This window comes from Amycolatopsis sp. NPDC089917 (assembly GCF_040684635.1).
Taxonomy (GTDB): Bacteria; Actinomycetota; Actinomycetes; order Mycobacteriales; family Pseudonocardiaceae; genus Amycolatopsis.
Window position 1 is genome coordinate 61,264 of record NZ_JBFBGL010000013.1, and the last position, 16,695, is coordinate 77,958.

Here is a 16,695-nt window from a genome sequence, read left to right on the forward strand (position 1 = left end):
AGAACGAAAGTCACAGACGAACAGCCGGCGCGACGGGCTTGCGGCGGGTCAGGTCCCGCTGATCAGGCGCAGGGCCAGGTTCGGGTCGAACTTGCCGGCTTCGACGTCCGGCGCGATCCCGCATTTGCCGTCGGAGTCACCGGGCACCTTGACCCAGAGCAGCATCTCGGCGCCGCCACCGATCTGCGAAGGCGTCCCGAGCTTGCGACCGGCCGGGTTGCACCACTCTTCGCCCTTGGGGCCGTTGCCGTTGCGGCTGGTGTCGACGACGAACGGCTTGGTGTAGCCGTACTTGCTCGACAGCGCCGCGCTGACCGCCTTGCCGTAGTTCGCCGAGTCGGTGGTGGTCTTGTAGTTCGACACGTTGATCGCGAGACCGCGGATCGACTTCACCCCGACGGCGTTGAGCCGGTCGGCCATGGTGGCGGCGGGGATCCAGGTCGAGTTGCCGCCGTCCATGTAGGCCCAGGTGTTCGGGGCCTTCGCGGCGAACTGCTCCGCGGCGAACTTGAGCAGGTCGAGACGGGTCTGGCGCTCACTGGCGGGCATGCAGTCGAGCTGCGCGAGCGCGTCCGGCTCGATGATGACGACCGCGGGCTTGCCGCCGATGGCGCCGGCGAAGTTCGAGATCCAGTCCCGGTACGCGCGCGGGTCGCCCGCACCGCCCGTGGAGTGACCGCCGCAGTCACGGCCGGGGATGTTGTAGGCGACCAGGATCGGCAGCTTGTCCACCACGTCGGCGGCGTAGGTGTAGTCGTTGACCGCCTTCGTGATGTCGCCCCTCCACTTGTCGAACCAGCGCGCGCCCGCCTTGGTGGAGATGGCGGCCTTGATCTTGTTCGCGGTGTCGCCCGGGTGGGTCCCCGCCCAGACCGCGTGATTGGCGTCCGGATCGACGTAGAAGCCGTTGGTCTTCTCGAGGGGATTGCCGTCGGCGGCTTGGGCCGGCGTGGCGACCAGCGCCAGCAGCGAGGCGGCCAGCAGACCGAGCGTCTTGATGCGCATACCCACCAGCTTTTCGATCACCCGTACAAGATTCGTACAACTCACCGCATTTCGTCCTCTGAGTGCGATAGTTGGTAACGCGAACTACCGCACTCAGAGGACTGGACGCGACGGGGATCAGGCCGAGTAACCCTTCGGCGGGATCAGGGTGGCGAGCTGGTTGAAGGTGAGCCAGTAGATCTGGTTGCCGCCGAAGTTGGCCGGGTCGGCGATCTTCACGGTCATGTTGTCGCTGTTGTAGCCGATGATCGTGAAGTAGTGGTAGATCGTGTAGTTCGGGTAGCCCGGCGGGTGGTTGTTCGCCGGGGCGACGATGTTCGCGACGAGCGCGTAGCCCTTGTCGACGTCCAGCACGATGTCGCGCCAGAGCAGGTCGCGCTGCGCCTGCGTCGGCGGGTCGTTCGGCATCTCCTTGGTCTCGTACCAGCCGCCGCCGATGTGGGCGTTGAGGACGCGGGTGACCTGCCCGATCCAGTCGGTGCCGTTGGTGGTGGTCGGGAGCTCGTTCGCGAGCTGCTGCTGGCTCGGCGGGTTGCCGTTCTTGGCGGAGATGGCGATCCGGGTGGCGGCCGGGCCGCACCAGTACCCGGTCTCCTGGATCTGATACTGGATGTTGAGCTCGGCGGCCGCCCTGACCCCTTCGACCTTGGCGGGCGGCGCCATCGACTTCACGAAGTCGGGCGCGGGCACCACGTTCCCGGATTGAGCGACGGCCACCGCCGGAGCGGTGATCAGTGCGGACACCGCGAGCGCGGCGACGACCGCGGTCCTGAGTCGACGCATGGTAATCCTTCCCCAGTTTCACTTTTCAACGGTGAATAGTGAACAGAATTGCCCGTCCGGCTCCTTTTGTCTTGATCTCGACCTGCGTCTTCCCCGATCAGCCCACGACGAAAGTAGGATCGGATGAACGCTCTGGGGGCCTTCGGGCAATAGCGATCGTGCAGGTGATGAAAGACGATCACGAGCAGGCCGGCTCGCGTGGACCGGACAGGCCGGATCTCGGCGGTCCCGACCCCGCGCCCGTCTTCGGCGTGCTCTTCGACGCCCACGCGGCCCCGCTGCAGCGCTATCTCGCGCGCCGCGTCGGCACCGAGACCGCGCACGACCTGGTCGCCGAGACGTTCCTCGTGGCCCTCCGGCGGCGCGAGACGTACCGCCCGGAGGCCGGGACGGCGCGGGCGTGGCTCTACGGCATCGCGACCAACCTGCTCCGGCACCACGTCCGCACCGAGACCCGCGCGCTCAAGGCGACGGCGAGACTCGCGTCCGCGGACCAGGTGATCTCGGCCGGACACGACGGCCGCGTCGTCGAGCGGGTCGACGCGCAGTCCCGCGCGGCCCAGCTGGCGGGCGCGCTGGCCGAACTGAGCGTCGCGGACCGCGACACCCTGCTGCTGGTGTCCTGGGCGGGCCTGGACCCGGGCGAAGTGGCCGAGGCGCTGGGAATCCCCGCCGGGACCGTCAGATCGCGGCTGCACCGGATCAGAAGATGGTTGCGCGCCAACGCACCGGAGATCACGAGCGAGTCCACAAAGGACGAACCGAGGAAAGCGGAGGAGGGCGAAAGTGCACGGCGGTAGCATCAGGAAGGTGTGGTCCGAGGCCGAACTCGACGAGGCGCTGGCCGACCTCCATGCCGAACCCGGGACGCGGCAGGACGAACTGGCCCGTGCCAAGGCCGCGCTCCTGCGCGCCGCCGGCGAGGTCGAGGACGAACCGCTCACGGCGATCACGGTCCCGGCGACAAAGCGCCCGGCCGCCTGGCGATGGATCGCCGCGGCGGCCGCGGCGGCCCTGGTGTCCGGCGGGGGGATCGTGGCGACGAACGCCTTCACCGGCGGCGGCCCGGCCCCCGCGGACCACGCGGTCCTCGCCCCGGACGATGACGTGCTCGAAGCCCTCCACGGCGACAATTTCCCGCTCCGTGACGACCAGTACCGGCTCGTCACGGAGTCCACGTGGACCACGCGCGTCACCAAGACCGGGCTGGTCTACCAGACCCACGAGATCCTCGAACGCTGGTTGCCGGTGCCGAGCTGGAAGCCCACCAAGACGCGGTTCACCGGGACCGGCGAGATCCGCTGGATCAAGGGCGACTACAAGACGGCGCAGGCCCTCGGGGAAGCGCTGCCGGGTCCGTCGTCCTCGGTCACCGTGGACAACGGACCCCCGGCCCCGACCACCACGATCTCGCCTCCGCCGCCGACCACCGCGCCTCCGCTGCTCCCGCCCAGGAACCGGCTGCCGTCCGAAAGCGGCTGGACCGAACCCACTACGGAATTCCTCGGAGAGCTCCCCGTCGATCCGTCGAAGATGGCCGAGCGGCTCCTCCACGACGGCATCTGGCGGGACCGCCGCCCGCGCGAACAGCCGAACTCGCCGGACGAGATGTTCGAGATGGCCTTCAACGTCCTCCGCTCGTCCCAGGGCTTCGGCGCGCAGCGGGTGGCGCTGTGCAAGGCGCTCGCGCAGGTATCCGGCATCACCGGGGAGACCGTCACCACTCCGGACGGACGGCGCGCGCTGTCCTACTCGATCGTGCTGCCGAACCAGACGCGCACGTTCCTCGTCGACGTGGCGACGGCGGCCGTCGTCGGGAGCCGTGCCGTCCGGCCCAGCACCCCGAACGAGGAATGGCCGGGGCTGACCTTGTTCGACACGAAGATCTCGGTGACGATCACCAACGACGGCGGCCCCTAACGGGCGTGTTTGGCGGCGTTGAGCGCGCTTCCGACGTCGCCGACCTCCAGCACCCGGATGCCCGGCGGGATCTTGCCGGAGTCCGGCGGCACCAGCGCGTAGGTGAAGCCGAGCCGGGCGGCCTCCGCGAGCCGCCGCCCGACGCTCGGCACCCGCCGGACCTCGCCCGACAACCCGACCTCGCCCATCGCGACGAGCTTGGGCGAAAGCGGGGTGTCCCTCGCCGAGGAGATCAGCGCCAGCACCACCGCGAGGTCGATACCGGGTTCGGTGATCTTCATGCCGCCGACCGTCGCGACGTAGACGTCCTTGTCGCCGACCTTGATGTTCGCCCGCTTCTCGACCACGGCCAGCACCATCGCGACGCGCGCCGAGTCGAGCCCGCTCACCGCGCGCCGGGGCTGCGGCGACTGGGTCGCCGAAACCAGCGCCTGGACCTCGCCCAGCAGCGGCCGCTTGCCCTCCATGGTCACCGTGACCGCGGTGCCCGCTACCGGCTCGGAGGTGTGGCTCAGGAACAGTCCCGACGGGTCGGGGACGCCGACGATGCCCTCCTCGACCAGTTCGAAGCAGCCGATCTCGTCGGCGGCGCCGAAGCGGTTCTTGATCCCGCGCAGCATCCGCAGCGTCGAATGCTTGTCGCCTTCGAAGTGGAGGACGACGTCGACCAGGTGCTCCAGCACACGCGGCCCGGCGACCGAGCCGTCCTTCGTGACGTGACCGACCAGGACGATCGGCAGCCCGCGTTCCTTGGCCAGCGCGACCAGCCCGGAGGTGACCGCGCGGACCTGGGTGACCCCGCCCGGCGCGCCCTCCACCTGCGGCGAGGCCATGGTCTGGACCGAGTCGACGATCAGCACGCCCGGCTTCACCGCGTCGACGTGGCCGAGGATCGCGGAGAGGTCGCTCTCGGCCGCGAGGAACATCTCGTCGTGGACGTTGCCGGTGCGTTCGGCACGCAGGCGCACCTGTCCCGCCGACTCCTCGCCGGTGACGTACAGCGCGCGGCCCGCGGTGGCCGCCCATTGGTAGGCGACCTCCAGCAGGAGGGTCGATTTGCCGACCCCGGGCTCGCCGGCGAGCAGGATGACCGCGCCCGGCACGAACCCGCCGCCGAGCACCCTGTCCAGTTCGGAGACCCCGGTGGGCTTGGCCCGCGCCGTCTCGACGTCGACCTCGCCGATCGGGCGCGCGGGAGCGCTGGGCGCGCCGGCGGCGACCCTGGCTATCGCGGGACGGGCGTCGCCGCGTTCTTCGAGCGTCCCCCACGCCTGGCATTCGGGGCAGCGCCCGACCCACTTCGGCGCCTCGTACCCGCATTCACCGCAGCGGTAGGTGCTGCCTTTCTTGACCACCCCGCGAGGCTAGCGGCCCCCACCGACAAACCCGGGGAACGACAACACCGCCAAGTACATGAAGGCCCCCTTCACTGCGTCTAGCGCAGTGAAGGGGGCCTTCATGTACTTGGGGAGTCTTAGTGCCCGCCGCCCTCGGCCTTGGGCTTCTCCGGCGCCGGGGCCCGGCTGCCCGGGTGCGACGGGGCCGCGACCGGCAGCTCCAGCGTGATCGAACCGGAGTTCTTGAAGACGAAGGTGACCTTGATCGTCTGGCCCGCCCACACCGGCTGCTTCAGGCCCTGCAGCACGATGGTGGCCTTGCCGACCTGGTCCGGCGCGGCGGACGATTCCGGGCCCGCGGACGGCGTGACCGTCCCGGCGACACTCGACGACGGGGCGCCGGACTCGCTGCTCGAAGGAGCACCCGACGACGACGGGGCGCCCGAAGACGGCGGCGCGGAGGAGGGCGCGCTCGTCGGAGCGACCTCCTTGACCGACTCGACCGTGTCGGACGGGCCGATCACGAGCGCGTGGCTCGCGACGACGGTCTTGGCGCCGGTGATCTTGGCGTCACCGGTGGCGGCTTCGGAGGAGACGGAGACGAGCTCGTCGTCCTGCTTGCCCTGGTTCACGATGGTCAGCGTCAGCGGCGCGGCGGCCCCGGCCGGATACGCCTGGCCCTCGGTCGGGAACCGGAGCGCGGCGTTCCGCAGCACCAGGTCCTTCGCCTGCGCGTACGTCCCGTTCACCGCGGGCTGCTGCGAGTCGGTCTGGGTGATCTGACCAGCACCGCAGCCGGCGAGCACGAGCGCGGCGCCGAGCGCCAGCACACCTGCGCCGAACACGCGACGATTCTGCAGCCTCACGTCGGAGTCCTTCCATCTCACGGCCTCTTCACCGCGAAGACTAGCCGGGCGGCTTCGCGGGCGGAGAACCCGGTGCGTGTTGACACGCCACCAATGCGGTGACGTGCCCAAGATCAACCGTCCACAAAGGATTTGGAAAACGTTCGCTTCTCACCTGCATGAGCACGGGCGAATTGGGTTTGTCAACCCCCGGGCGGACCACCGTCAGGCCGCTGACCTGCGACGACGATCGCGGGCCGCTAGGTGGGCCTCGTCGGCACGTGCTAAGATGAATTCAGCGAAAGGGGCAGAGGACACATGGTTTTCAAGGTCGGAGAGACCGTCGTCTACCCGCACCACGGTGCCGCACTCATCGAAGCCATCGAGACCCGCGTGATCAAGGGCGAGGAGAAGAAGTACCTCGTCCTCAAAGTCGCGCAAGGGGATCTTACGGTTCGCGTGCCCGCTGACAACGCCGAGATCGTCGGTGTTCGTGATGTCGTCGGGCAAGAAGGACTGGACAAGGTTTTCGACGTTCTGCGTGCTCCGCACACCGAAGAGCCCACCAACTGGTCTCGTCGGTACAAGGCCAACCTCGAGAAGCTCGCCTCCGGCGATGTGAACAAGGTGGCCGAAGTGGTGCGCGACCTCTGGCGGCGAGAGAAGGACCGCGGACTTTCAGCCGGCGAGAAACGCATGCTGGCGAAGGCGCGGCAAATTCTGGTCAGCGAGCTCGCGCTCGCGGAGGGCACCGACGAGGACAAGGCTGAAGTCCTCCTCGACGAAGTTCTGGAAACCGCGGCAGTCTGAACCGGCGGATGTCCCACGCCAGGTGAGGCTGCGGGGGATACCACTACGATCGCGCACATATGAGCACCGTCCATATGAGCACAATCGTGTTCGTCACTGTCGTTCGTCACCATGCTTCCGACGCGGAGCTCGCTCTCGCGCCGGTCAATGGTGAAGCTCTACTCACGCACACTGTGCGGGGGCTGCTCGCTCTGCCGGATCTCGATCTGGTGGTCGTAGCGGCCCCCGAGCGGTGTGCTCATTTGTTTTCGGCCGCTCTCGGCGACTTCGAGAACAGCGGCTTCGAGAACCGATGCCGGATAGTGCCCGGACAGTCACTCAGACACGCATTCGACACCGTCGCACCGGAAATCACCGGCGATCCGGTCTTCCTCGTGCACGACGCCTTACGCGCTTTCACTCCCGCGGACACGGTCCGTACCGTCGCGGACGCTGTCCGTGCGGGTTCCTCTTTCGTGGTTCCCGTATTGCCGATGGCGGACACCGTGAAGGTGACCGACGCGGCGAAGGTGATTACGGGAACCGAAGATCGCGCGCACCTGCGTACGGCGCAAACCCCTCTCGGCTTCACTCGTGAGACTTTTCTCTCGTATGCCGATAATCCGTCTCTCGACGGCGCGCACACCGTCGCCGGGCACCCCGATGCGATGCGCGTCACCACCTCGTTCGAACTCGAGCTCGCGGAAGCGATCGCCTCCGCCGGAAAAGAGGAAGTCCTGTGAGGATCGGCAACGGCGTCGACGTCCACCCGATCGAGGCAGGCCGCGAATGCTGGATCGCCGGTCTCCTCTGGCCCGGCGTCGACGGATGCGCGGGCCATTCCGACGGCGACGTCGCGGCGCACGCGTTGTGCGACGCGCTGCTGTCCGCGGCCGGGCTCGGTGATCTCGGCGCGGTGTTCGGCACCGGCGATCCCCGCTGGGCGGGCAAGCACGGCGTCGAGTTCCTCGCCGAAGCGCGGCGCCTGGTCGAGGCGGGCGGTTGGACCGTCGGGAACGCGACCGTCCAGATCGTGGGCAACGCGCCGCGCGTCGGGAAGCGCCGCGAAGAAGCGCAGGAGGTGTTGAGCGAGGCCGTCGGCGGGCCGGTGAGCGTCTCCGGGACGACGACCGACGGGCTCGGCCTCACCGGACGCGGCGAGGGCATCGCGGCGTTCGCGACGGCTTTGCTGCTGCCCTCACAGGAATAGCCCGCGCGGAGCGCCGGTTCGGGTTGTCATGGCAGTCACACTTCCCGAACCGGTCCGAGAACTGGTGGACGGCAAGAACTTCGCGACCGTGGCCACGCTGGACGCCGACGGCGGCCCGCAGACCTCGGTCATCTGGGTGGGTCTCGACGACGGCGATCTGGTCTTCAGCGCCACCGAAGACAGGCTGAAGGTGCGAAACCTCCGCCGCGATCCTCGCGCGAGCGTGTCGATCACCGACGCGGAGGACCCGTACCGGCACACGCAGCTGCGCGGCACGGTCACGATCACCCCGGATCCCGACAAGACGTTGCCGAAGACGCTCAGCCACAAGTACCTCGGCAAGGACTACCCGCCGGAGGGCCCGGAAGTCGAACGGGTGATCGTCCGATTGCGCGTCGATCGGATCGCCGGAAACGTCCGGTGATTAGGCTCTCCGACATGGGTGTGACTTTCAACGACGCGACCAAGAAACTCCTCGACGGCAACAACTTCCCGGTCCTCGCGACCCTCAACGCCGACGGCTCCGCGCAGACGTCCGTGCTGTGGGCGAAGCGGGACGGCGACACGATCGTCTTCGCGACCGTCCGCGGCCGTCTCAAGGAGCGGAACATGGCCAAAGACCCGCGGGTGTCCGTCTCGGTCTTCGAGCAGGAGAACCCGTACAACTACGTCGAGATCCGCGGGACCGTGGAGATGACCGACGAGGGCGGGCGCGAGCTGATCAACGAGCTCTCGCACAAGTACCTCGACAAGGACTATCCGGAGGAGCCGGCGGAGGTCGTCCGGGTGCTGGTCCGGATCACGCCCACCAAGATCACCGGCAACGCGGCCTGACCCACGCCATGAACGGTCCGTTCCTGGCGAATTTCGCCAGGAACGGACCGTTCATCTCACACACGAGGAGAGGCAAGGACCCCACGATCGTGGCTAATGTGGGCCCCGTGACCTTTCGCGCTGTGTTGTTCGACTTCTCCGGCACGGTCTTCCGGCTCGAACAGGACGAGACCTGGCTCGCCGACCTCACCGACCACGACGGCGAGCGGCTCGACCTCGAAGCCCAGACCGAACTGATGCGCCGGATGACCGCGCCGGTCGGCCAGGTCGTCGACCTCGACGAGGAGCACCTGCACGCCTGGCACCACCGCGACCGCGACCCGGCGCTCCACCGCAAGGTGTACCTCGAGGTCCTCAAGCAGTCCGGGGTGCCGCACGCCGACCAGGCCGTCGCGCTCTACACCCGGCTGATCGATCCCACCCAGTGGACGCCGTACCCGGACACCGAAGCCGTCCTCAAGGGCGCCTCGGGCAAGGGCGTCAAGGTCGGGGTGCTGAGCAACATCGCCTTCGACATCCGGCCGGCCTTCAGCCGCCGGGGCTGGGACGCCTTCGTCGACGAGTTCATCCTGTCCTTCGAGGTCGGAGCGGTGAAACCGGAGCCGGAGATCTTCCGCGCGGCGATCGAGCGGCTCGGCGTCGACCCGGCGGAGACGCTCATGGTCGGCGACAGCGAAGAGGCCGACGGCGCCGCGCGCGAGATCGGCTGCGCGTTCGCGCTGGTAGAGCCGCTGCCGACGACCGAGCGGCCGGATGCCCTGCTGAGCGCCCTGCGCACCCATAACGTGCTGTAATACGGTCACTGCGACATCCCTCACGCCGACCCCGTACCCTTTTGGGGTGGCACTTCACCTCTATGACACCGCGACCCGGAGCGTGCGGGAATTCCATCCCGCCCGTAGCGGAACGGCGTCCATGTACGTGTGTGGTGCCACCGTCCAGGGCATCCCCCACATCGGCCACGTCCGCGGCGCGCTGAACTACGACGTCCTCCGCCGCTGGCTCGTCCACAGTGGACTCGACGTGCTGATGGTCCGCAACGTCACCGACATCGACGACAAGATCCTCACCAAGGCCGCCGCGGCGGATCGTCCTTGGTGGGAGTGGGCGGCCACGCACGAGCGCGCCTTCGAGTCCGCGTACGAGTCGCTGGGCTGCTTGCCGCCTTCGATCGCCCCCCGGGCGACAGGGCACGTGACGCAGATGGTCGAGCTGATGCAGCGGCTGATCGACGGCGGGCACGCGTACGCCTCGGGCGGCGACGTGTACTTCTCGGTCAAGGCGTTCGACGGCTACGGCGACCTCTCCGGCCAGAAGCTCGACGAGGTCCAGCAGGGCGAGAGCCTCGGCGAGGGCAAGCGCGACCCGCGCGACTTCACGCTGTGGAAGTCCGCGAAGCCGGGCGAGCCGTCCTGGCCGACGCCCTGGGGCGACGGCCGTCCCGGCTGGCACCTCGAATGCTCGGCGATGGCGACGACGTACCTCGGCGCGGAGTTCGACATCCACGGCGGCGGCGTCGACCTGGTGTTCCCGCACCACGAGAACGAGCGCGCCCAGTCGAACGCGGCGGGCGACGGGTTCGCGCGGTTCTGGCTGCACAACGCCTGGGTGACCATGTCCGGCGAAAAGATGTCGAAGTCGCTGGGCAACACGGTGTCGATCCCGGAGATGCTGAAGAACTACCGGGCGCCCGAACTGCGGTACTACCTGGTCCAGCCGCACTACCGGTCGACGATCGAGTACTCCGACGGGGCGCTCACCGAGGCCGCGCAGGGCTACCGGCGGATCGAGCAGTTCCTCCGCCGGACCGCGGGCGTCGCCGGCGCGGTGCACATCGGCGAGGTCCCGGCCGGCTTCGCCGCCGCGCTCGACGACGACCTGGCCACCCCGCAGGCGTTCGCAGTGCTGCACAACACGGTCCGCGACGGTAACGCGGCCCTCGACGCGGCCGACACTTCCAAGGCACTCGAAATCGCCGCCTCCGTGCGCGCGATGACCGACGTGCTCGGCCTCGACCCGCTCTCCGCGCGCTGGTCCGAGGCGGGCGGCAATGAGACGCCCACCCGGCAGGCGCTGTCCGATCTCGTGGAAGGGCTGCTCACCGAACGGCAGCAGGCCCGCGCCGACAAGGACTTCGCCCGTGCGGACGCCGCGCGTGACCGCCTCCAGCAGGCGGGCATCGTGGTGGAAGACACCCCGAACGGTCCACAGTGGACCGTCAAGGACGTCTGACACTTACTCGGTTTCTAGCTCAAGGATTCTCACTCATGGCAGGCAACTCCCGGCGCCAGGGCGCTATTCGCAAGCCCGGCACGAAGAAGGGTCAGGTCGTCGGCTCCGGCGGCCAGCGCCGGAAGGGCCTCGAAGGCAAGGGCCCGACCCCCAAGGCCGAGGACCGGCCCGGGCACAAGGCGTACCGCATCTCGAACGCGCGTGACCGCAAGGAACAGGCTCGGCAGAAGAAGGCCGACAAGCCGGAGCTGATCGCCGGGCGCAACCCGGTGGTCGAGGCGCTGCGCGCCGACGTCCCGGCCACCGCGCTGTACGTCGCGATCAACATCGAGATCGACGACCGCGTCAACGAGGCCGTCCGGCTCGCGGGCGACAAGGGCATCTCGATCCTGGAGATCCCGCGCGAGGAGCTCGACCGCAAGACCAACCGGGCCATGCACCAGGGCCTTGGCCTGCAGGTCCCGCCGTTCGTCTACGCCGACCCGCGCGACCTGATGTCGGTGGCGAAGGACTCGGGCCAGACCCCGCTGTTCGTCGCGCTCGACGGCGTCACCGACCCGCGCAACCTCGGCGCGGTGATCCGGTCGGCCGCCGCGTTCGGCGCGCAGGGCGTCCTCCTGCCGGAGCGGCGCAGCGCGGGCATGACCGCGGTCGCGTGGCGGACCTCCGCCGGCACCGCCGCCAAGCTGCCGATCGCCGTCGCGACCAACCTGACCCGGCAGCTGAAGGCGTGGAAGGACGAAGGCCTGATGGTCGTCGGCCTCGACGCGGACGGCTCGGTCGACATCGACGAGCTCGACCTCGCGGCGGATCCGCTGGTCATCGTGCTCGGCTCGGAAGGCCGCGGTCTTTCCCGGCTCGTGCGCGAGACCTGCGACGCCACGGTGTCGATCCCGATGTCCGCCGGTGTCGAGTCGCTCAACGCTTCGGTCGCGGCCGGGGTGCTGCTGGCCGAGGTGGCACGCCGCCGCCGTATCGCGGGACGTGTCTGACCCCGCACTTCGTCACGCGGTGCGGGGTGCTCAGGCTAAGGTCACCAGCGGATAACGCGTAACCGCCCTGGGGGACCCCGCACCGATGTCGTTCATTTCGCCACTGTTCCTGTGGTACTTCATGCCGGCGGTACTGCTCGCCGTGCTGTTGTGCCCGCGCAGCTGGCGGAACGGGATCGTCGCGGTCGGCAGCCTGATCTTCTACGCCACCGGCGCCGGGCCGTACACGCTGGTGCTGCTCGGCTGCATGGTGGTCAACTTCCTGGCCGGGCCCGCGCTGGAGCCGAACGCGTGGGACCTGCAGAACAAGCGGCGCAAGCGGCTGCTGCTCGGGGTCATCGGCCTCAACGTCGGCATGCTGCTGATCTGGAAGTACGCCGGGTTCGCGACGCAGCAGATCGCGGCCGTGACGCACTGGTTCGGCGGCGGTTTCCCGGTGGCCGACCTGGTCATCCCGATCGGCATCTCGTTCTACACGTTCCACCACATCTCGTACGTGGTGGACATCTACCGCGGTGAACGCCGCGCGCTGCGCAACCCGGTGTCGTTCGCCGCGTACATCGCGATGTTCCCGCAGCTGGTGGCCGGGCCGATCGTGCGGTACCGCGAGATCGCCGACCAGCTGCCGCAGCAGCGGTCGCACCGCCTCGACGACATCGCCGCCGGTTTCCCGCGGTTCGCGCTCGGGCTGTGCAAGAAGACGATCATCGCGGACTCGCTCAGCCCGATGGTGGACGCCTGCTTCAACACGCCTTCGGATCAGATGACCTTCGCGATCGCGTGGCTCGGCGCGATCGGGTACACGCTCCAGCTGTTCTTCGACTTCTCCGGGTACTCCGACATGGCGATCGGGCTCGGGCGGATGCTCGGCTTCCGGCTCCCGGAGAACTTCGCGCGGCCGTACTCGTCGGTGACCATCACCGAGTTCTGGCGGCGCTGGCACATGTCGCTTTCGCGCTGGTTCCGCGACTACGTGTACATCCCGCTGGGCGGCAACCGCGCCGGCGCCGGGCACACGTACCGGAACCTGTGCATCGTGTTCGTGCTGACCGGGTTCTGGCACGGCGCGCAGTGGACGTTCCTGATCTGGGGCATCTACCATGGCGCGCTGCTGATCGTGGAACGCGCTTTCGGCTACGACGTCACCCCGAAGACCCAGGCCGCCCGCATCGGCCGCCGTGTGCTGACGCTCGTGCTGGTGGTCTTCGGCTGGGTGTTCTTCCGCGCGAAGGACCTGCCACACGCGCTCGGCATGATCGGGCACATGGTGCTGCCGGACTTCACCGGCCTCACCGACGTCGTCGAAAGCGCGGTGACCAACCAGCGGCTGCTGATCCTGCTGTGCGCGCTGGCGATCGTGTTCCTGCCCGCGCATCCGGTGACCGGGCCGCTGCTGGAGTCCTCACGCGGCCGCCCGGCGACGGCGCTGCGGATCGGCGTGATGACCGTCGGGCTGGTGTACGCGGCCATCCTGATCGCGACCGGCACGTTCAGCCCGTTCCTCTACTACCAGTTCTGAGGGAGCCTGCGCATGAGCGAGCTGGCCAGCCAACCCGGGGTGATCCCGTACGTCGACAATCACGACGGCTCGCGCCGCCTGCTGACCGTCGAGATACGCCCGTTCGGCACCCTGGCAAGGATCTACGTACCTTTCGTGAGCATCGACGGCAGGCAGTACGTGGTCTCGTGGGGTGCGATCACCTTCGAGATCCCCGCCGACCGGAACGTGCACGTCAGCGTGCACCTGCTGACCAATTACGGCTCCGGGGTGACCTCGACGCCGTTCGCGTCGATCGTCCTGGCTCCCCATCCCGGGCCGGTCCGGCTGTTCGCCAACTTCACCAGCAACACCGAAGGCGCGCTGCTGCCGGTCGGTTAGCCCGGTCGGTGGACTTCACCGCGACAGGACAGGTCTACTCACCACGTCTGAGTACGGCGGTGAACGCGACCACCAGCATCGTCGCGACGACCCAGCCCAGGATCACCAAACCGCTCATCAGATACTGACCGGCTCCGTGCGCGACCCACTTGCCGTAGCCGAAGTCGACGAAGGGGATCATCATGTCGAAGACATACAGAATCGGCTGGAAGTCCGGCGCACCAGGGGTTTTCTCGAAGTAGTAGGACGATTTCCGGTTCAGGAGGTCGACGGACACCGTGCCTGCCACGAGGACCAGAAGACTCCACCATGCCGCGAGCCACGGCCGGTAGCCGTACCCGGTGACGGACCCGAAGAAGACGCTCCACACGCGGGACAGCAGCCCTCGCCATCCGGAATCCTGACGCAGACGGATCTTCTGCGACTCGATCAGTACTTTCCGAGCCGATTCGGCGTGCCCCTTGTCCCGATATGTTTTCGCGAGCTGGCTGTAAGGCTGAGCGGCGTAGCCCGTGGGATCGCGAGCGATGACACCCAGGCGCTCCTTCACCGTCACGGCGGGCGGCTCCGGATGGAGTGAGTCATATTTCATGCCGTCTTGAAGAAGCCGGGAGTCGCGAAAGACCTCGTTATCCGAAATCTTGCCGAACGAAGCACCACGCAGATCGACTCGGCCCACCAATTCAGCCGGGAACAGGACAGCATCACCCTTGACCGAGGTACTGCTCAGCGTGATGGCGTCGAGTCCGGCCGATTTGACTATCGCTCCGTTTATCCCGAACTGGCCTTCGATGACGGCACCGGGGAAGCGCAACGCACCATCAGCGCGCGCACCGTTCCTGAAATAGAGAGAACCACCGACCCGCAGGTGATCCGCTTCGATGGCGTTTTGCCCGGGATTTTCAAACTCTCCGGCATCGAAGTTCAACTGCTTACCTATGGTCGCGCTCAGCAATCGAAGTTGACCCTTCGACTTGAAACCCGACCTGAAGAACGCCGAACCGCCGATGTCGGCCCCGTCGGCGTTGACGGACCTGCGTCCCGGCGCGGAAACCTGCCCGCCGTCGAAGTTGACAGTGTTCGCGACCTCTATCTGTGCCAGTTCGACCACTCCCTCCGCCACGAAGCCCGCACCGCAGCGCAGTTCACCGATCGACGCACCACTGAGATTGAGCGCGGTTCCACCAGGGCACTCGAGGTTGGCTCCGTCGAAGTAGACAACGCCGTCCACGGTGGCGCCGTGCAAGTCGACCTGCCCCTCCGAAAAGAATCCGGATCGGGCGAAGATCGACCCCTTGATCGTTGCTCTCCCCAGCAACAAGCAGGTAGCACCGGGGTTGAGGAACTCGCCGCCGCTGAACTCCATGGAACGGTTGACCCGGACCCCGAACAGGGACATGTGCCCAGAGGACCGGAAGCCCGCGTCGCAGAACACCGACCCACCGACTTCCGCGTCCTCGAGGGACAGGCTTCGTATTCCCGGTGCGCCCAGCTTGGCACCACGAAGACTCACCGCGCCACCGATACGAGCCCGGGTCAGGTTGACCGTCTTCTCAGACTTTATGTACGCCCACTCGACATCTCCTCCGACAGTGAGATTGTGCGCGTCTATACCACCCGCGAACACGCTGTTGTAGAGCCTTAGATAGGGCGCACTGGCATCTCGGAATAGAACCGGGGTTTCCAGGTGGGTGAGCCTGCACGAAACCAACTCCAGAGGGCAGCGCAGGGCGACACCCCGAAGATCCAGATGATCAGGAATGGTCGCCCCGTGTAGGCGAACAGCCCGAACCGACTTCACTTCGCCGTCGTCGTCGAGACTCAGCTCGCCATGCCCGGAAACCAGCTGGTAGACAACCTGTGCCCTGATGTGGTTTTCCCGCGAAGGTTCACGCTTTCCGACGGGGCCGTAGGTCGAATCGCCCGCCTCCCAGCGGCTCCCCGTCATCGAGCATTTGACCAGCTCCAGCTCCGCGGCGGTGAGCTCATCAGGCTTGAGAAGGGCGGGACCAGACAGCATCGAACCTCCATCGATTCTCCACACGGAGTCGTTCGAAGCAGGTGGTTCGCTACAGGCCGTCACACCATGATCGGCGGACACGAAGGCTCATGCCGAGACAAGGGCCACTCCGTGCCGCCCCTGGCCGGTCACGCGCGCCGCGTCGAGTACCAACTGAGCGAATTCCCTGCCGCGCGCCATCGGCAGGTAGTGCCCAGCGTTCGGCACCGTGACGAGGCGCCCGTCGGCGCAGGCGTCGAGGAAGCTGCGTTCGTGGCGGCGGAAATGGTCGCGTGAGCCGTTGATCAGCCAGGTGGGGCCCGGATAGGTCGCCAGTACTGCGAGCACATCGAAGCGGCAGAGAGCATCGGCGACATCCGGGATCACCTCGGTCGCGATGCCGCCGCCGATCACGGCCTCGGCGAGCTTCGGCGGCAGCGCGGTCCGGAATTGCCTGCGGCTGAGTCCTTCTCCCCGGTCCGGGAGCCGCGTGAGAAGGCGGTGCGCGAGGCCGAAGAGCACGTCCAGCGTCTTGCCTGGCAGGTAGGTGGAACCCGCGACGACGAGCCCGGCCACGCTTTCCGGATGCCGTGCGGCCGCGGCCGTCGCGACGTAGCCACCGAGTGAGTGCCCGACGACCAGGGCGGGCTCGTCGATGGCTCCGGCGACGGCGTCCACCGCGCCGTCCAGGGTGAAGCGCTCGCCGCGGCGGCTGCCGTGTCCCGGGAGGTCGATCGCTTTCGCGGGATGGCCCAGCAGGCCGAGCTGCTCGGACCAGGCGGCGCCACTGAGCCGGATGCCGTGGATGAAGACGACGGGAACCATGGACGACCTCCTGAATGCAACGCACCGTTGCGTTGCAAAGTACAG

The 16,695-nt window shown here is 67.8% G+C and carries 18 protein-coding genes; 12 read left to right on the forward strand and 6 right to left on the reverse strand.

The genetic code is table 11. The features are described from left to right. Positions 1-48 precede the first annotated feature (48 nt). A complete protein-coding gene (locus AB0N89_RS12365) occupies positions 49-1,005 on the reverse strand; it encodes a glycoside hydrolase family 6 protein (RefSeq protein WP_364203917.1) in 957 nt (318 codons plus the stop codon). Positions 1,006-1,122: 117 nt separating this feature from the next. Next, positions 1,123-1,788: a C39 family peptidase gene (locus tag AB0N89_RS12370; RefSeq protein WP_364203748.1), complete on the reverse strand. Its 666-nt coding sequence runs from the start codon at positions 1,786-1,788 to the stop codon at positions 1,123-1,125. Between the two features lie 167 nt (positions 1,789-1,955). Between AB0N89_RS12370 and AB0N89_RS12375 the strand changes: the two genes are divergently transcribed. Together AB0N89_RS12375 and AB0N89_RS12380 are read left to right on the forward strand one after the other, a co-directional pair. Beyond that, the gene (locus AB0N89_RS12375; protein WP_364203751.1) at positions 1,956-2,588 is read left to right on the forward strand and encodes a sigma-70 family RNA polymerase sigma factor; all 633 of its coding nucleotides are present in this window, start codon (positions 1,956-1,958) and stop codon (positions 2,586-2,588) included. Further along, entirely contained in the window at positions 2,575-3,708 is a 1,134-nt protein-coding gene (locus AB0N89_RS12380; RefSeq protein WP_364203753.1) for a CU044_5270 family protein, read from the forward strand. Before AB0N89_RS12375 ends, AB0N89_RS12380 begins: the two co-directional genes overlap by 14 nt. Here AB0N89_RS12380 and radA read toward each other — a convergent pair. Continuing rightward, positions 3,705-5,063 carry a DNA repair protein RadA gene (radA, locus tag AB0N89_RS12385; RefSeq protein WP_364203755.1) on the reverse strand — a complete coding sequence of 453 codons (1,359 nt, stop codon included), beginning with the start codon at positions 5,061-5,063 and terminating at the stop codon, positions 3,705-3,707. The two genes, AB0N89_RS12380 and radA, sit on opposite strands and share 4 nt — an antisense overlap. A gap of 119 nt (positions 5,064-5,182) precedes the next feature. After that, positions 5,183-5,911, reverse strand: a complete 729-nt coding sequence (locus AB0N89_RS12390; protein WP_364203758.1) for a hypothetical protein — start codon at positions 5,909-5,911, stop codon at positions 5,183-5,185. Positions 5,912-6,208: 297 nt separating this feature from the next. Here AB0N89_RS12390 and AB0N89_RS12395 point away from each other — a divergent pair, with 297 nt between their 5' ends. From AB0N89_RS12395 to AB0N89_RS12440, 10 genes are all read left to right on the forward strand, one after another. After that, positions 6,209-6,700, forward strand: coding sequence for a CarD family transcriptional regulator (locus tag AB0N89_RS12395; protein ID WP_005165253.1), 492 nt, complete (start codon positions 6,209-6,211; stop codon positions 6,698-6,700). Positions 6,701-6,774: 74 nt separating this feature from the next. After that, positions 6,775-7,422 (forward strand): 2-C-methyl-D-erythritol 4-phosphate cytidylyltransferase, encoded by a 648-nt coding sequence (locus tag AB0N89_RS12400; RefSeq protein ID WP_364203918.1) that lies wholly within the window; start codon positions 6,775-6,777, stop codon positions 7,420-7,422. Then, positions 7,419-7,889, forward strand: coding sequence for a 2-C-methyl-D-erythritol 2,4-cyclodiphosphate synthase (gene ispF, locus AB0N89_RS12405; RefSeq protein WP_364203760.1), 471 nt, complete (start codon positions 7,419-7,421; stop codon positions 7,887-7,889). Before AB0N89_RS12400 ends, ispF begins: the two co-directional genes overlap by 4 nt. Before the next feature lie 28 nt (positions 7,890-7,917). Further along, a complete protein-coding gene (locus AB0N89_RS12410) occupies positions 7,918-8,313 on the forward strand; it encodes a PPOX class F420-dependent oxidoreductase (protein ID WP_364203763.1) in 396 nt (131 codons plus the stop codon). A gap of 14 nt (positions 8,314-8,327) precedes the next feature. Continuing rightward, on the forward strand, positions 8,328-8,723 hold the full coding sequence (locus tag AB0N89_RS12415; protein ID WP_364203766.1) for a PPOX class F420-dependent oxidoreductase: 396 nt from the start codon (positions 8,328-8,330) through the stop codon (positions 8,721-8,723). A 107-nt stretch (positions 8,724-8,830) separates the two neighbouring features. After that, complete coding sequence (locus AB0N89_RS12420) at positions 8,831-9,517, forward strand: HAD family hydrolase (RefSeq protein WP_364203769.1); 687 nt, start codon at positions 8,831-8,833, stop codon at positions 9,515-9,517. Between the two features lie 46 nt (positions 9,518-9,563). Then, complete coding sequence (cysS, locus tag AB0N89_RS12425) at positions 9,564-10,955, forward strand: cysteine--tRNA ligase (protein WP_364203772.1); 1,392 nt, start codon at positions 9,564-9,566, stop codon at positions 10,953-10,955. Between the two features lie 35 nt (positions 10,956-10,990). Next, positions 10,991-11,947, forward strand: a complete 957-nt coding sequence (rlmB, locus tag AB0N89_RS12430; protein WP_364203775.1) for a 23S rRNA (guanosine(2251)-2'-O)-methyltransferase RlmB — start codon at positions 10,991-10,993, stop codon at positions 11,945-11,947. Positions 11,948-12,032: 85 nt separating this feature from the next. Continuing rightward, a complete protein-coding gene (locus AB0N89_RS12435; protein WP_364203778.1) occupies positions 12,033-13,466 on the forward strand; it encodes an MBOAT family protein in 1,434 nt (477 codons plus the stop codon). Between the two features lie 12 nt (positions 13,467-13,478). Then, positions 13,479-13,826: a hypothetical protein gene (locus AB0N89_RS12440; protein WP_364203781.1), complete on the forward strand. Its 348-nt coding sequence runs from the start codon at positions 13,479-13,481 to the stop codon at positions 13,824-13,826. Between the two features lie 34 nt (positions 13,827-13,860). On the opposite strand, the gene AB0N89_RS12445 is transcribed toward AB0N89_RS12440, so the two are convergent. Next, positions 13,861-15,846, reverse strand: coding sequence for a hypothetical protein (locus AB0N89_RS12445; protein WP_364203784.1), 1,986 nt, complete (start codon positions 15,844-15,846; stop codon positions 13,861-13,863). 87 nt (positions 15,847-15,933) lie between these two features. Further along, positions 15,934-16,650, reverse strand: coding sequence for an alpha/beta hydrolase (locus tag AB0N89_RS12450; RefSeq protein WP_364203787.1), 717 nt, complete (start codon positions 16,648-16,650; stop codon positions 15,934-15,936). Positions 16,651-16,695: the final 45 nt, after the last annotated feature.

What these genes read in the sequence shown, in the direction of transcription:
- AB0N89_RS12365 (WP_364203917.1), bottom strand. Translation starts at nt 1,005, where the DNA reads ATGCGCATCAAGACGCTCGGTCTGCTGGCCGCCTCGCTGCTGGCGCTG.
- AB0N89_RS12370 (WP_364203748.1), bottom strand. Translation starts at nt 1,788, where the DNA reads ATGCGTCGACTCAGGACCGCGGTCGTCGCCGCGCTCGCGGTGTCCGCA.
- AB0N89_RS12375 (WP_364203751.1), top strand. Translation starts at nt 1,956, where the DNA reads ATGAAAGACGATCACGAGCAGGCCGGCTCGCGTGGACCGGACAGGCCG.
- AB0N89_RS12395 (WP_005165253.1), top strand. Translation starts at nt 6,209, where the DNA reads ATGGTTTTCAAGGTCGGAGAGACCGTCGTCTACCCGCACCACGGTGCC.
- AB0N89_RS12400 (WP_364203918.1), top strand. Translation starts at nt 6,775, where the DNA reads ATGAGCACAATCGTGTTCGTCACTGTCGTTCGTCACCATGCTTCCGAC.
- AB0N89_RS12410 (WP_364203763.1), top strand. Translation starts at nt 7,918, where the DNA reads ATGGCAGTCACACTTCCCGAACCGGTCCGAGAACTGGTGGACGGCAAG.
- AB0N89_RS12415 (WP_364203766.1), top strand. Translation starts at nt 8,328, where the DNA reads ATGGGTGTGACTTTCAACGACGCGACCAAGAAACTCCTCGACGGCAAC.
- rlmB (WP_364203775.1), top strand. Translation starts at nt 10,991, where the DNA reads ATGGCAGGCAACTCCCGGCGCCAGGGCGCTATTCGCAAGCCCGGCACG.
- AB0N89_RS12435 (WP_364203778.1), top strand. Translation starts at nt 12,033, where the DNA reads ATGTCGTTCATTTCGCCACTGTTCCTGTGGTACTTCATGCCGGCGGTA.
- AB0N89_RS12440 (WP_364203781.1), top strand. Translation starts at nt 13,479, where the DNA reads ATGAGCGAGCTGGCCAGCCAACCCGGGGTGATCCCGTACGTCGACAAT.
- AB0N89_RS12445 (WP_364203784.1), bottom strand. Translation starts at nt 15,846, where the DNA reads ATGCTGTCTGGTCCCGCCCTTCTCAAGCCTGATGAGCTCACCGCCGCG.
- AB0N89_RS12450 (WP_364203787.1), bottom strand. Translation starts at nt 16,650, where the DNA reads ATGGTTCCCGTCGTCTTCATCCACGGCATCCGGCTCAGTGGCGCCGCC.